The organism is Stutzerimonas stutzeri (assembly GCF_013522825.1).
GTDB classification, from domain to species: Bacteria; Pseudomonadota; Gammaproteobacteria; order Pseudomonadales; family Pseudomonadaceae; genus Stutzerimonas; species Stutzerimonas stutzeri_AK.
Genome location: NZ_JAAMQZ010000001.1, coordinates 102,947 through 117,684, shown reverse-complemented (window position 1 = coordinate 117,684; position 14,738 = coordinate 102,947). Strand labels below are relative to the sequence as shown.

Annotated in this window: 12 protein-coding genes; 5 read left to right on the top strand and 7 right to left on the bottom strand. The window is 63.2% G+C overall.

What is annotated here, in order from left to right:
• Nucleotides 1–13: 13 nt before the first annotated feature.
• From G7020_RS00560 to G7020_RS00540, 5 genes are all read right to left on the bottom strand, one after another.
• Nucleotides 14–1,390 carry an L-serine ammonia-lyase gene (locus tag G7020_RS00560; RefSeq protein WP_181082110.1) on the bottom strand — a complete coding sequence of 459 codons (1,377 nt, stop codon included), beginning with the start codon at nucleotides 1,388–1,390 and terminating at the stop codon, nucleotides 14–16.
• Nucleotides 1,391–1,459: 69 nt separating this feature from the next.
• Nucleotides 1,460–2,836, bottom strand: coding sequence for an alanine/glycine:cation symporter family protein (locus tag G7020_RS00555; protein ID WP_181082109.1), 1,377 nt, complete (start codon nucleotides 2,834–2,836; stop codon nucleotides 1,460–1,462).
• A 401-nt stretch (nucleotides 2,837–3,237) separates the two neighbouring features.
• The gene (locus G7020_RS00550) at nucleotides 3,238–4,773 is read right to left on the bottom strand and encodes a sigma-54-dependent transcriptional regulator (RefSeq protein ID WP_181082108.1); all 1,536 of its coding nucleotides are present in this window, start codon (nucleotides 4,771–4,773) and stop codon (nucleotides 3,238–3,240) included.
• A 78-nt stretch (nucleotides 4,774–4,851) separates the two neighbouring features.
• The gene (locus G7020_RS00545; RefSeq protein ID WP_181082107.1) at nucleotides 4,852–5,784 is read right to left on the bottom strand and encodes an NAD(P)/FAD-dependent oxidoreductase; all 933 of its coding nucleotides are present in this window, start codon (nucleotides 5,782–5,784) and stop codon (nucleotides 4,852–4,854) included.
• 114 nt (nucleotides 5,785–5,898) lie between these two features.
• Nucleotides 5,899–6,300 (bottom strand): DUF488 domain-containing protein, encoded by a 402-nt coding sequence (locus G7020_RS00540; RefSeq protein ID WP_181082106.1) that lies wholly within the window; start codon nucleotides 6,298–6,300, stop codon nucleotides 5,899–5,901.
• A 184-nt stretch (nucleotides 6,301–6,484) separates the two neighbouring features.
• Between G7020_RS00540 and G7020_RS00535 the strand changes: the two genes are divergently transcribed.
• The 3 genes from G7020_RS00535 to G7020_RS00525 all read left to right on the top strand — a co-directional run bounded on the left by G7020_RS00535 (nucleotide 6,485) and on the right by G7020_RS00525 (nucleotide 8,769).
• Complete coding sequence (locus tag G7020_RS00535) at nucleotides 6,485–6,835, top strand: hypothetical protein (RefSeq protein ID WP_181082105.1); 351 nt, start codon at nucleotides 6,485–6,487, stop codon at nucleotides 6,833–6,835.
• 75 nt (nucleotides 6,836–6,910) lie between these two features.
• Entirely contained in the window at nucleotides 6,911–7,351 is a 441-nt protein-coding gene (locus tag G7020_RS00530) for a CopD family copper resistance protein (protein ID WP_181082104.1), read from the top strand.
• A 167-nt stretch (nucleotides 7,352–7,518) separates the two neighbouring features.
• Nucleotides 7,519–8,769, top strand: coding sequence for an acyl-CoA dehydrogenase family protein (locus G7020_RS00525; protein ID WP_181082103.1), 1,251 nt, complete (start codon nucleotides 7,519–7,521; stop codon nucleotides 8,767–8,769).
• Here G7020_RS00525 and G7020_RS00520 read toward each other — a convergent pair.
• A complete protein-coding gene (locus G7020_RS00520; protein ID WP_181082102.1) occupies nucleotides 8,747–9,658 on the bottom strand; it encodes a sensor domain-containing diguanylate cyclase in 912 nt (303 codons plus the stop codon). The two genes, G7020_RS00525 and G7020_RS00520, sit on opposite strands and share 23 nt — an antisense overlap.
• Nucleotides 9,659–9,701: 43 nt before the next feature.
• Entirely contained in the window at nucleotides 9,702–10,934 is a 1,233-nt protein-coding gene (locus G7020_RS00515) for an HD-GYP domain-containing protein (RefSeq protein ID WP_181082101.1), read from the bottom strand.
• 277 nt (nucleotides 10,935–11,211) lie between these two features.
• Here G7020_RS00515 and G7020_RS00510 point away from each other — a divergent pair, with 277 nt between their 5' ends.
• On the top strand, nucleotides 11,212–12,030 hold the full coding sequence (locus tag G7020_RS00510) for a response regulator transcription factor (protein WP_181082100.1): 819 nt from the start codon (nucleotides 11,212–11,214) through the stop codon (nucleotides 12,028–12,030).
• A complete protein-coding gene (locus G7020_RS00505; protein WP_181082099.1) occupies nucleotides 12,017–14,713 on the top strand; it encodes an ATP-binding protein in 2,697 nt (898 codons plus the stop codon). The genes G7020_RS00510 and G7020_RS00505 overlap by 14 nt, the downstream gene beginning before the upstream one ends.
• The last annotated feature ends 25 nt before the right edge of the window (nucleotides 14,714–14,738 follow it).

Below are 14,738 nucleotides of genomic sequence, written 5' to 3'. Positions count from 1 at the left end.
GGGCAACAGGACCCTAGCATTCGATGATGTTGACAGCCAGCCCGCCGCGGGCGGTTTCCTTGTATTTGCTCTTCATGTCGGCGCCGGTCTGACGCATGGTACGAATGACCTTGTCCAGCGAGATGAAGTGGCTGCCGTCGCCGCGCAGGGCCATGCGCGCGGCGTTGATGGCCTTCACCGAGCCCATGGCGTTGCGTTCGATGCAAGGTACCTGCACCAGGCCACCGACCGGATCGCAGGTGAGACCGAGGTTGTGCTCCATGCCGATCTCGGCGGCGTTCTCCACCTGCTGCGGGGTGCCACCGAGCACTTCGCAGAGTGCGCCGGCGGCCATCGAGCAGGCGACGCCCACCTCGCCCTGGCAGCCGACCTCGGCGCCGGAAATCGAGGCGTTCTCCTTGTAGAGCATGCCGATGGCGGCGGCGGTGAGCAGGAAGCGCACCACGCCGTCGTCGCTGGCGCCGGGTACGAAGCGCACGTAATAGTGCAGCAACGCGGGAATGATCCCGGCGGCGCCGTTGGTCGGTGCGGTGACCACCCGACCGCCAGCGGCATTTTCCTCGTTGACGGCCAGCGCATAGATATCGACCCAGTCGAGCACGTTCAGGCTGTCGCGCAGGTTGGCTTCCGGGCTTGCGCTGAGCTGGCGGTAGAGCCTGGCGGCGCGGCGTTCGACCTTGAGTCCGCCGGGTAGCGTGCCTTCGGTGTGGCAGCCGGCGCTCACGCAGTCCTGCATGACCTGCCAGATCTGCAGCAGCCGCGCGCGGGTCTGCGCTTCCGGGCGCCAGGCCGCTTCGTTGGCCAGCATCAGCTGGCTGATCGACAGGCCGTACTCGTCGCACAGCGCCAGCAGCTCGCGGGCGCTGTGGAAGGGAAAGGGCAGCGGCGTACGGTCCTCGATGATGCGGTCGCTGCCGATCGCCTGCTCATCGACGACGAAACCGCCACCCACCGAGTAGTACTCGCGGCTGCGCAGTTGCAGCCCGGCGGCGTCGAAGGCGCGGAAGACCATGCCGTTGGGATGGAAGTCCAACGGCTTGCGGATCATCATCAGGTGCTCCCGCTCCACGAAGTGGATCGGTTTTTCGCCCAGCAGACGCAAGCTGCCGCTGTCGCGGATCGCCGCCAGCCGTTTCGGGATGCGGGTGGTATCGACCTGCTCCGGCTGTTCGCCTTCGAGGCCGAGGATCACTGCCTTGTCGCTGCCATGGCCCTTGCCGGTGGCGCCGAGCGAGCCATACAGTTCGATGCGCACACGTTCGGTGGCGGCCAGCAGGCCATCGCGTTTCAGCCCTTCGGCAAACCGCGCAGCGGCGTTCATGGGGCCGACTGTGTGCGAGCTGGAGGGGCCGATACCGATCTTGAACAGATCGAAGGTGCTCAGAGACATGAAGGGCGCTCGCTGAATGAGAATGGCAGCCCCCCAGCGACCGGGGGCTGCCATCAGCTTAGACGCTGTTCAGCGGGGCATGCTGGCGAGCGCTTCCTGCGTCTTGCGTTCGGCGAAGTAGGCGTTGGTCAGCTTGACCACCACCGGGCTGAGCATCAGCAACGAGATCAGGTTGGGAATCGCCATCAGGCCGTTGAGGGTGTCGGCCACCAGCCAGGCGAAGTCCAGCTGAGCGATCGCACCGAAGGGCACGGCCAGCACCCAGATCACCCGGAACGGCCAGACCGCCTTGGTGCCTACCAGGAACTCCCAGCATTTCTCACCGAAGTAGCTCCAGCCAAGAATGGTGGTGAAGGCGAAGACCACCAGCGCAATGGTCAGAATGGCGCCGCCGAAGCCCGGCATCGCCGACTCGAAGGCCGCCGCCGACAAGGCTGCGCCGCTCTCGCCGCTGGTCCAGACGCCCGAGCAGATGATCGCCAGGCCGGTCATCGAGCAGATGATGATGGTGTCGATGAACGTACCCAGCATGCCGATCAGGCCGGAGCGCACCGGGCTGTTGCTGGTGCCTGCCGCCTGGGCGATGCCGGCGGTGCCCAGACCCGCTTCGTTGGAGAAGATGCCGCGCGCAACACCGAAGCGGATCGCCGCGATCACCGCCGCACCGGCAAAGCCGCCAGTGGCCGCCACCGGGTTGAAGGCGGACTTGAAGATCAGCGCGAACGCGCCGGGGATGGCCTCGAAGTTGACTGCCAGCACCACCAGGGCGGCGATGATGTAGGCCACGCACATGAAGGGCACCAATGCTGCCGCGACCTTGCCGATGCGCTTGATGCCGCCGAGGATCACCAGGCCGACAATGGCCATCGAGACCACGCCGGTGATCCACATCGGCACGCCGAAGGTGGTTTCCATGGCATGGGCCATGCTGTTGACCTGTACCATGTTGCCGATACCGAAACCGGCCAGACCGCCGAAGATGGCGAAAGCTCCGCCGAGCCAGAGCCATTTCTTGCCCAGGCCGTTTTTGATGGCGTACATCGGGCCGCCGACATGCTCGCCACGGTCGTCCTTCTCGCGGTAATGCACGGCCAGTACCACTTCGCAGTACTTGGTCGCCATGCCCACCAAGGCGGTGCACCACATCCAGAACAGCGCACCCGGCCCGCCGAGGAAGATGGCAGTGGCGACACCGGCGATATTGCCGGTACCAACGGTAGCCGCCAGGCAGGTCATCAGCGCCTGGAAGGGGCTGATCTCGCCGTCGGCGCCGGGCTCGTTCCTGCGCCCCTGCCACATCAGGCGGAAACCACGGGGAATGGTCCGCCAGGGCATGAACTTGAGCATGATCATGAGGAACAGCCCGGTGCCGAGAATCAGCACCAGAATCGGCGGTCCCCATACCAGCGCGTTGATTTGGTTGACCAGATTATTCAGAAATTCCATGTCGACTCCGCTTGTATTTTTTGGTTTACGGCATGTCGGTGTGCGAAAGACAAGGCACCCATTTTTGAGGTTCCGGCTGGCAAATGGTGCTCTGCTCGCTAGGCAGCGCGGTTGCCTTCCGGCTCCAGTCTCTCTAACAACGCAATACCGGTGCCAGCTTTAAATAAATAGTCCGTTTAACAATGGGTTATGAATTCTCCTGGTCGCGCTTTGTAATCGCCCTGTAACGAATTCGATACAACAACCGTATCCAGCACCGATGTTCGGCTTCCAGACTGCCGTACTCATTTCGGTACGATGTATTGGAATCGATACAGGTGATTCGGCAAATTCGCGTACTGGTGAGGCGATTACGGACAATGAATGAGTAAATGTTTCCGACGGTGACGTTTACGGCAACCTCAACTGTGACTGCCGATACCATATTTGCGCAGGCGCATGGCGATGGCGCTGTGCGAGCTTTTCAGCCGGGTCGCCAGCAATCGGGTGGAGGGATGGCTTGCATGAAGTCTTTCCAGAATCGAGCGCTCGAAGGCTTCCATTGCCTCGTTGAGGCTGGTGATTTCATCGTCCCGACATGCCAGGCGGGTCCTGGCGATATCCAGATCGTCGAGACCGATCATGCTGCTGTCGGACATCGCCGCGGCGCGAAAGATGATGTTCTGCAGCTGCCGCACGTTACCGGGCCAGTTATTGCCCAGTAGCGCCGGGTAGGTTGAGGGTGCCAGACGGCAGGGCGGGCGCTGGATCTGGGTACAGGCCTGCAGTAGAAAATGTCGCGCCAGCAGCAGGATATCCTCGCTGCGTTCACGCAGCGGCGGAACGCTGAGGTTGAGTACGTTCAGCCGATAGAACAGGTCCTCGCGGAAGGCGCCGTCGCCGACCAGCTGTTCCAGGTTGCGGTGGGTGGCGCTGAGGATGCGTACATCGACGCGTATCTCGCGCTCGCCGCCAACTCGACGAAAGCTGCCCTCGCTGAGGAAGTGCATCAGCTTGGCCTGCAGGTAGGGCGACATCTCGGCGATTTCGTCGAGGAACACCGTACCGCCGTTGGCCAACTCCAGCAGGCCGGGCTTGCCGCTGCGCTGGCTGGCGTTTGCCGTGCCGGGTGCGTAACCGAAAAGCTCACCATCGGCCTGGTTTTCCGGGAGGGCTGCGCAGCTGAGCGTCAGGAAGGGCGCATTGCTGCGCGGGCTGGCGGCGTGGCAGGCGCGGGCGACCAGTTCCTTGCCGGTGCCGGTTTCGCCCTGGATCAGCAGCGGCGCATCGAGGGCTGCCACGCGCACGCCTCGGGCCTTGAGCGTGCGGATGGGGGTGGAGTCGCCCAGCAACGCCTCGAAACTTTCCGCATGGTGAGGGTGCAGCGCGGCCAGGCGCTCGCCCAGCCGGCTGGGTGCATAGAGTGTCAGCAGTGCGCCGGCTGCCGGTTGTGTTCCGTCTGTGACGAGTGTTTCGGCAACCGGCATCACGTCGATCAGCAGCGACTGGCCGTTGAAGATGATTTCGCGCATGGGCAGGCGGAAGCCCTGCTTGAGCATCGCGGCCTGCAGTTCAGGCGCATCGAACAGCTCGCCAACGAACCGGCCTTCGGGGTCGAGCCCCACCAGGCTGATCAGCGCAGGGTTGGCCATCAGGATCTTGCCGTCGCCATCGACCGCCATCAGCGGGTCCGACATGGCCAGCAGCAGCGCATCGAGTTGCAGGCGCCGCTGCTGTCCGGGCAGCATGCCGACCACCTGAATGTCCTGTACTCCATGCACGTCGCGTAGCGCCTGGCGCAGCTCGTCGAGTACATGGGCATCGAGCGCAGGGGCGTCTATATAAACGTTGGGCGGCACCATTTCCACGGCATCGAGGTTGAGGTTGCGCGCCACCAGCAGGGCGAGAACCTCCTGGGTGATGCCGATGCGGTCGATGAAGGTAACGTGTATGCGCATGCTGTTCGGGCTTTGGTCGAGGCTCGCAGTATGCCTGCTCGCCGGATTGATGGCATTCGCCTTGTGCGCCGCGGCGCGTTATCGGCACGGGCCGCCCCAGGGATTGCTTTCCAGGCTGTTGTGCACGGCGGTGGCGGCCTGCGCGGCCTGCCCGACGGCGACGCTCATCTGCTTGAGGCCGGTCACGACATCGCCCAGGGCATAGAGGCCGGCTACCGATGTCTGCTGGCGGGCATCGACGATCAGCGCGCCCTGTTCGTCGCAGGCCGCGCCCAGGCCTGTCGCCAGTTCGGAGCGAACACGTGCGCCGAGGTTGGGGTAGATGATGTCGAAATGATGGACGTCGCCGTTGCGGGTAACCAGTTCGATGCCCGTGGGACAGGGGCGCAGGGCTTCGACGCAGTCGTCGATCAGCCGGATATCGTAATGGCGCGCCAGTGCGATGGCCTCTTCGCAGGCGCGCGGGTCGCCGTGGACCACCACGGTGACGCGGTCGGTGAAGGTGCGCAGGAAAACGGCATGGCGGATGGTGTCTTCGGCCTCGCCGTAGACCGCGACATTGTCGCCATGAACCTCATAGCCATCGCAGATGGCGCACAGGCGCAGGCTGCCCATGGCGATGGCCGCCCGCGCGTCGGGCATCTGCGGCAATGTGTCTTCGACGCCGGTGGCGAGAATGATGCGGCGGGCGATACAGATGCGACCGTCGTAGTGCGCGGTGAATCCTTCGGCATGCGGTTCGATCCGCTCCACGTGGCCGCGCTCGATCCGCGCACCATGGCCGGTCGCCTGCTCGCGCAACCGGGCCAGCAGGGCATCGCCGGAAATGCCGGGCGGGAAGCCCGGATAGTTGTGCGAGCGGGGGATCAGTGAGGCGCGACTGGCGCCGGCGTCCACCACCAGGCAATCGCGATGGAAGCGGGCCAGGTAAAGCGCGGCAGTCAGGCCACCCGGCCCGGCGCCAACCACCAGGCAGTCGGTCAGTGTGGCTGACGGGGCGGCTTCGTTCATGGGTGTGCCGGCTGTGCGAGTGTCGTCAGTAGAAGCGACCAGCGAGATAAAGTTCGCGTGCTTGGATAAACGTCGAAGATGAATCTGACGTTCAACCGCATGGGCCGAATCGCTTCAGGATAACCGCCTGCCGGCGTAGCACGTCGGCGAACTCTGCTCGCCGTAGCGGTCGAGCTGTTCTTCCAGCCATTCGGCCAGCACCTGGGCGTTGTTCTGCTGTTCGTCGCGTGCGGCATAGACCAGCGTGAGGCGCTCCTGCCCGGCAATGCCCAGCAGTGGCCACCAGTGCTCGGGATGTGCGGCTAGCTCCTGGCGGTAGCGTTCGCGGAAGGTCTCGAAGCCCAGATCGCCGGTCTTGAAGGCGCGGCGCAATTCACTGGAAGGCGCCAGTTCCTTGTGCCATTGATCCAGCTGCAGCGCCTCCTTGCGGCAGTTGCGCGGCCAGAGGCGGTCCACCAGCACTCGCCGACCATCATCCGCAGCTGGGCTTTCATAGGCGCGTTTGCAGTGGATCATGGCTGGCCTCCAATACTTGAAAATCCAGGGTTAAAAATACTCTGGTGATTGTCATAAATACCCTTTCAGAAAGGGTCGATAGTACTTTTGTGCGGCTAACCTGTTGATCTGTGTCAACAGAAACGACGGCACGCTTCGTGAAAGACCTGGAGTGCAATTCCCAATCTTTCAAGGAGCGTTTCGCATGAACAAGTCGATCATGATGGCGAGTGTACTGCTGCTGGCAAGCACCCTGGCGAGTGCCGACGAAGTGGTATCCGTACAGAAAGACCGTGCGGTGGGTGGCGGGTTCGGTGGTCTCAGCGGCTTCATGCTGGGCGCGGCGGCGGGCGGTCCGATTGGCGCACTGGTGGGGGCTGGTGTGGGCTATTTCGCCGGGCAGGGTGTGCAGGACGTGGCGGGGCTTGAGCATAACCTCTATGTACTCAAGGATGAGCAGGGCAACACCAGCCGCCTGCGGACCTCCGCCGATGGCTTCGAGGTCGGCCAGCGGGTCGAGCGTGACGGCAGCCGCCTGGCGGGGGTGAGTCATTGAGCCTTTGCTCAGGCAGTCGGTGACAGAAGGCCGGGCTCTGCTAGGCTGACCGCCTGAACAACCCAAGGGGCAGAGATGAGTTATTCCCTGTTGCATGTCATTCATTTGCTGGCTGCGATCTTTTTCATCGGCGCGCTGTTCGTCGAGGTGGCCGTGCTGGCCAGGGTGCGGCAACAGATCGAGCCGGACCTGATGCAGCGCGTCGACAAGGCGGTGGGTGCGCGGCTGCGGGTGGTGTTGCACTGGGTGGTGCTGTTCGTCTACGGGGCGGGTATCGGCCTGGCCTGGCATCATCGGCATCTGCTTGCCGATCCTTTCGCCAGCAGTTTCGGCACGCTGCTGACGCTGAAGATCCTGCTCGCCATCGGTGTCTTCTTCACCTTCGGCGCGGTGGCCATGCTGCTGAGAAGTGGACGGATGACGCCGGCACGTTATCGGGCCATTCACTGGGCGATTTTTCTGCAGATGATCGGCATCGTGGTTTTGGCCAAGGCGATGTTCTACCTGCGCTGGTAGCGGGGCGCCGGGCATCGGTTCGCGGGCATGGCCCGCTCCTGCAGGATATGCGGTGTGCGTGGGCCATCGTGTCGTTTATTGGCCCTGATTCAGCGGCTGTACTTTCATTGCGTTTCCGGGGTCGGGGGCTAAGGTGGCTGCATCCACCCGAACCCCAGAGGTATCGCATGAATTTCGCCTATAGCCCGCGTGTGGAGGCACTGCGTCAGCAGCTGCGCACGTTCATGGATCAGCACATCGTGCCGCGCATCGGTGCCTGGCAGGCCGAGGTCGCCGCCGGTCAGTATCCCGTATCCTTCATGGACGATCTCAAGGCGCTGGCGCGCTCCGAAGGACTGTGGAACCTGTTCCTGCCCTCGCTGCGCGAGGACGAGCCGGGCATGGGTCTGAGCAACCTGGAATACGCGCCGCTGGCGGAAATCATGGGGCGCGTGCACTGGGCCTCCGAGGTGTTCAACTGCAATGCGCCGGACACCGGCAACATGGAGCTGCTGCACCTGTTCGCCACGCCTGAGCAGCGCGAGCGTTGGCTAAAGCCCCTGCTTGAAGGCGAGATTCGCTCGGCCTTCGCCATGACCGAGCCGGACGTGCCGTCATCCGACGCCACCAACATCCAGACGCTGATCAGCCGCGACGGTGACGATTACGTCATCAACGGGCGCAAGTGGTTCATCACCAACGCCGCGCACCCCAACTGCAAGGTGCTGATCGTGATGGGCAAGACCGATCCCGACGCCGACACTCATCACCAGCAGAGCATGATCCTGGTGCCCTTCGACACACCCGGTGTGGAGCGGGTACGCAACATTCCGGTGATGAATCACATCGCCCCGGAAGGCCATTGCGAGCTGCTGCTGAAGAACGTGCGGGTACCGGCTGGCAACCTGTTGGGCAAGGAGGGCGACGGTTTCATGATGGCCCAGGCACGCCTCGGGCCGGGCCGTATCCATCACTGCATGCGTTCCATCGGCATGGCCGAGCTGGCGCTGGAGCTGATGGTCGAGCGCTGCCAGGAACGCAAGGCGTTCGGCAAATACCTGCAGCAATACGCCAACATCACCGACTGGATCGCCGAGTCGCGTATCGAGATCGAGCAGGCGCGGCTGCTGGTGCTGAAGACCGCCTGGATGATCGACGAGGTCGGCGCCAAGGCCGCGCGCAAGGAGATTTCCATGATCAAGGCGCTGGTGCCGCGCATGCACACCAAGGTCGTCGATCGTGCGATTCAGGTCTACGGCGCCATGGGCCTGACGCCGGACACGCCGCTGGCGGACATGTGGATTGGTGGACGCTCCCTGCGTTTTGCCGACGGTCCCGACCAGGTGCATCTGCGCAGCATCGCCAGGATGGAAATCAAGGCCAGCGAAGCCAGTCGTGGTGCCTCGGCGGCCTACCTCACACCGCCGGGTCGCCACTGAGCGGAGCGGGTACCCGCAGGGATTCGCTGCTGATGCAGTAGCGATTCCCGCCGGCGCGCTTGGCCTGGTACATGGCCTGGTCGGCCTTTTTGATCAACTGTTCGGATAGCTCGCTGTGTGGCGGCACGAGGACAACGCCGATGCTCGCCGAAAGCCGGAAGATGATCTCGCCCACGGGCACCGGCTCATGGGCTGCCTCGATCATGCGTTCGAGAACCGTGCGGCAATCACCAGGTTGCTGCAGGTCGGCCAGCACTGCAACGAACTCGTCGCCGCCGAAGCGCGCCAGGGTGTCGGTTTCACGCAGAACAGCCTTCAGGCGAGAGCTGATGATCTGCAGCAGCCGGTCGCCTCGTTCATGGCCGTGGGTGTCGTTGACAGCCTTGAAACCATCCAGATCGATAAAGGCAACCGCCACGAATCTGCCCTGGCGCTTGCCATGCAGCAGGGCGCGATCCATGCGCTCGGTCAGCAGTATCCGGTTCGGCAGTTCGGTGAGCGGATCGTAATGGGCGATGCGCTCCAGCCGTTTCTGCCGGTCCTTGAGCTGTGAAAAATCGCTGAGAAAAAGCAGGTAGTGAGCTATCTGGTTGCAGGCAGTGCGAACGATCCGTGCCAGCAGGTGCGACTCATATTCGTAGCCATCCTTGTGCCGTCCCCTGCACTCCCCGGACCATTGATCCTTCTCTTCCAGTTCGCGCCAGATCTGGTTATGGCATTGTGCCGGTTGCAATGCGCTATGCGGGATCTGCAGCCGCCGGCCCTGCACATCGTGCTGGCTGTAGCCGGTGAGGCGGCTGAAGGCCGGGTTGACCCGCAGGATTGCGCCCGTGCTGTCGGCAATGATGACGCCTTCGCGCATATGCTCGAACAGGGCTTCGTAGAGCATGAGCGGTCTTCCTTCATGGCTGTCGAGGCTGCATGCGGCTCGCTCAGGCGTAGGCTTTTGCATGGTTGTCGTCACAGGTGAGCGCCTCGAAGTCGCCGTAGTCCTCGGCGGGCTCGCGGCAGACGATCCGGTCCTTGCCCGCCAGCGCTTCCAGGTCGATGACCTCGATGGGAATCGGTTGCCTGAGGCGTACCGAATAGAACACCTTGACCCTGGGCTTGAGCAGCGAGGTGGGGTGCTGTTCCAGCACCACGCCGATGCGACCGCTCTCCAGCCTCACCAGTGCGCCGATGGGGTAGATACCGATGGCCTTGACGAATGCCTGCAGCAGCTCCTCGTCGAAGTGACCTTTCCACTGAGCCATCCGGTGGATCGATTCGGCAGGGTCCCAGGCAGCCTTGTAGGCGCGGTTGGAGGTGATCGCGTCGTAGACATCGCACACCGCGCCCATACGTGCGAGCAGGCTGATCTCTTCCCCCGCCAGGCCGCTCGGGTAGCCGCTGCCGTCGTATTTCTCGTGGTGGTGCAGGACCACGTCCAGCACCTGCGGATCGACCTGATCACTTTCCAGCAGCATCCGGTAACCGGCTTGCGGGTGTTCGCGCACGATACGGAATTCCTCGTCGCTCAGGCGCCCCGGCTTGTTGAGGATGGCATCCGGGATCGCCATCTTGCCGACGTCGTGCAACAGCCCGGCAATGCCGGCGATACGCACCTGCTCATTGTCCAGGCCCAGCTGGCGAGCCAGGGCGACCATCAGCGCGCATACCGCTACCGAATGCATGTAGGTGTAGTCGTCGGCGGTTTTCAGGCACGCCAGGTTGATCAGGGCATGTGGGTGGCGGTGGATGGAGTCGCTGATCTCCTCCACCAGCGCGGAGGCATTCTCCGCCTTGACGGCCTTTCCCATGCGGGCATCGGCGAACATTTCGCTGATGGCGGCCTTGGTGTTTTCACAGATCTTCTGAGCGCGACGGGCTTCTTCGATGAACGATGTCTGTTCCCGATTGACCTGGCGAGGCTGTTGCGGCGCTGGCGCCTCCTGCATCTGTGGTTGCGGCACCTGTTCGGCGCTGGTCATTGGCGCAGGCACATCGAGGCCCTTGTCGGTATCGATTACGACCTGGGCCACTGCCGAACGGCGCAGCAGTTGCAGCTGTTCTTCGGTCTCGACCAGGAAGCGACCTTTCCAGAAGGGATGCTTGAGCCAGGAGCCACACAGCTTGTGGATGAACATGCCGATGACGACTTCGGAGACTTCGATACGTTTGAGCATGACGAGTAATCCGCCGGGATTTCTGAAAGCGAAAGCTGTTGCGACATTTCGTCTCGTCCTGCGCCATTATATAGCCACTAACAGACTCGACGGTCGCCAAAACATCCCTGCCTTGCCCTTGGTAGTCACCTTGCTAGCCAGCTTTCCAGAGGGGGTAGACGTATTCTGCCGCGCTGGGATTGCCGTGCCTTTGCTGTCGGGGGAATGGTCTTTTGCTGCCGGGAAAAAACTGTCCGCAGTCTTATTGGACGGGTGAAAAAAAGACAAAAATGGACCCATGAGCACCGAGCATATTTCTTTCAGGCTGGACGTCCTGCAAGGCACTCGCATCCTGGTCGTCGATGATGTGGAGGCCGAGCGCCTGCTGCTGGCAAGCTATCTGCGAGAGCAGGGCTGTCGCGTCTATCTCGCCAGTGATGGCCAGGATTGCCTGCGCAAGGTCCGGCTGATTCGACCCGATCTGGTGTTGATGGATGTGCAGATGCCGGTATGCGATGGCCTGAGCGCCTGCAGGATCATGCAGGCCGATCCCGAGATGCGTGATATCGCGGTGATTTTCCTCACCGGCGCCGCGATGCCGATGCAGCGGGTGCAGGGCTTGCTTGCCGGTGCGGTGGATTATGTCAGCAAACCCTTCGATTTCGAGGAAGTGCGCCTGCGCCTGGCGATACACCTTCGCGCGCGCGTCACGGCTGGGGCGGCGAGCGAAGAAGAGGCGCCGGAATATCCCGCTGACGGCGCATCGAATCTGGACAACATCCTGTTCCAGTCCGCGCGCATGCATTTGCTCAGATCGCTGGCCGATACGCCCGACCTGCAGCAACTGGCCGGGCGGGTGAGTACCAACAGCAAGCGGCTCAACGAGGCCTTCAGAAAGTGCGTTGGCGTCACCGTCTTCGAGTATCTGCGCGAGGAGCGCATGAAGCAGGCCTGCATATTGCTGCGTGAGACCAGCCTGGCCGTGCAGGCCATCGGCCTCACGGTGGGATATACCAGTGGTGCCAACTTCGCCACGGCCTTCAAGGAGCGTTTCGGCGTCTCGCCCAGGAAATTTCGTCAGACACGTCTGGCTGGGAGCTTGGGTGAGTGCGTCTAGCAAACTGCTGATCGCGTTACTGTTGCTCTGCGCAGCCTCGACATGGGCGAGTCCCGCGCCGGAGGGGCTGGATCTGGCCAGGGTCGAAAGCCGTGCCAGCTTTCTCGAACATCTGCAGGTTCTCGAAGAAAATGCGTCGGCTCCTCTCCAGCCGATACAGGCGCTGAGGGCCGAAGGTTGGCAACCGGCCACACCGCAGAACCTGGCGGCGCCACGCCGGTTTTCCACGCTGTGGTTGCGTGGAACCCTGCACAACGGCAGCGACCTGCCCCTGACGCGCTGGCTGGAGGTCATGCCCTGGCGGCTCAGCGAGGTGCAGCTGATGCTGTTGCGGCCCGACGCCATGGCGGTGGAGTCGCTGCAACTGGGTGGCCTGGCCCAGCCGATAGCGCAGCGCGAGGTGCCCCTGGCGCGGACGATCTTTCCACTGACGCTGGCACCGGGGGAAACCCGGCAGGTGCTGCTGCGCCTGCACAGCGACAGCCGGCCCTATGTCGCGCTGGACGTCTGGGAGCCGGTGGCTTTCATCCAGAACAACAGCGATGGCCGTGTGCTGCATGCGGCACTGCTCGCCTGCGTGCTGACCCTGCTGCTGGTGTTGCTGTTGCAGCTGGATGAGCGCAAGGCCTTGCTGGGTGTCTGGGTCGTGCTGGCCTATGGCTTCGAGGCGGAGAAGGAGGGCTACATCACCTTCCATTTCCTCAGCGCCTGGGCCGAGCATGGTCTCTTCTTTCGCGCGAGCTTCGGCGTTCTGTCGAATGCCGCCTTCCTGCTGGCGTCGCTGTTGTTGCTGGACCTCTGGCGACTTCGTTCGTGGCGGGCGATTCATCTGGCGCTGGTTGGCACGGCCCTGCTGCTGGTGCCGATACTGCCGCTGCTCGAAGCCAATACGGCCAGGGGCGCGGCGGCTGGCGTGATCTCGGCGATCCTGCTGTTCTGGCCGCTGTCGCTGCTGGCCGTGCGCCTCAAGGGCGAGCCCTGTCGGCAGATACTGTTGCTGCTGTTCGCCCTGAACTGGGCCGAGAGTCTGGTGTTCGTCGTCAGTTACCTGATGAACTTGGGCTATACGGCGCTTTTCGGCACCGGAGCCATCATTATCAAGATCGGCACCATCCTTGGCATCATTGCCGTGTTCGCCCTGCAGAAGCGCCGTGATGAGCGCAAATGGCAGCGCGAGTCGCTCGCCAGCGAACGCCAGCGAAATGCCTGGCTGGAGGAGACGGTAGCCCAGCGTACGCTGGAATTGCACAAGGCCCTGCTTGCAGCCAACGAGGCCAATCGCGGCAAGTCGGAATTTCTCGCTCGGGTCAGCCACGACCTGCGTTCGCCGCTGACCTCGATCATCGGCTATGCCCAGCTGTTGCATCTCGATCCGACCAAAATGGGGCATAACGTCGGCGTCATCCTGCGCAGCGCCACCCGTATGCTCAGCCTGATCAACGATCTGATCGAGTATGCCTGTGGCGCATCCAGCGACCGCCTTGAGATCGCACCTCTCTATATCCACGGTTTGCTCGATGAGGTCGCGCTTGAGGCCAATGTGCTGGCGGCCAGCAACGGCAACAGCTTCGTGCTGAACATCCGCGACGAACTGCCGCCGGTGCTGCTGGCGGACGGCAAGCGTGTGCGTCAGGTGCTGCTCAACCTGCTGGGCAATGCCGCCAAGTTCACCCGCAATGGCCGGGTCGAGCTGCAGGTCGACTGTCGGCGCCTCGATACGCACCCGGAGCAGGTACGCCTGGAATTCTGTGTCCGCGACAACGGTTGCGGCATCGCGCCGCAGAATCAGGCGGAGGTGTTCAAGCCTTTCTTTCGCATTGGGGATGTGGCGATCGAAGGCGCCGGGCTGGGGCTGTCGATCGTCGATGAATGGACCAGGCGCATGGGTGGCGAGCTGCAGTTGTGCAGTACGCCGGGCGAGGGGACCCGCGTGACCATCGGCCTGGCGCTGACGGTGGGCAGCGAGCGTGACCTGGCTGCGCCGCAACTGCTCGACACGGCCTATGCCTCGCCAGCGCTGGCGGGTAATGGTCGTCCTCTCTGGGTGGTGGAAGACAGTCCGGAAATCCGCGAGCTGCTGGTCGGCGAACTCAGCCGGGCCGGATTCGTGGTGCATGACGCCGACGATGGCCAGACTTTCATCGATCACCTGCGCGACTCCCGCTGCGAGCGTCCGGCCCTGGTGCTGACCGACTACCTGATGCCTGGCGCCGATGGCGCCGCGGTACTGGCCGCCGTGCGCGAACGCTGGCCAGGCGTGCCTGTCGTGCTGCTTTCGGCTACGCAAAAGACCATGCAATCGCTGGAGTTGCAGGCCGATCAGGGCTTCGATGCCAGCCTGCTGAAGCCGATCAGCCTGGGCGAGCTGCACGGCACCCTGGCACGGCTGCTCGATGTCCAGGCGGAATCGGCCCACGTGCAGGTGTCGGTTGCGGCGCCCGTCGAGGACATGGATGCGCCGTCGGCGCAGGTTTTGGCCGAGCTGGAGCAGTTGGTGGCGATGGGGGCCATGAGCGACCTGATCGAATGGGCCGAGAACCTGCAGCGACAGCAGCCGCGCTACCAATCGTTCGCGCTGTGGGTGACGGGGTTGGCCGAAATGGGTGACTTCGACACCCTCAGGCAGTACCTGGACGCCACTGAACCTCTGGACGATCAGTCAATAACATCTAGTCTTCATTGAATCTGTGGGACGCTCTGGTGCGGCG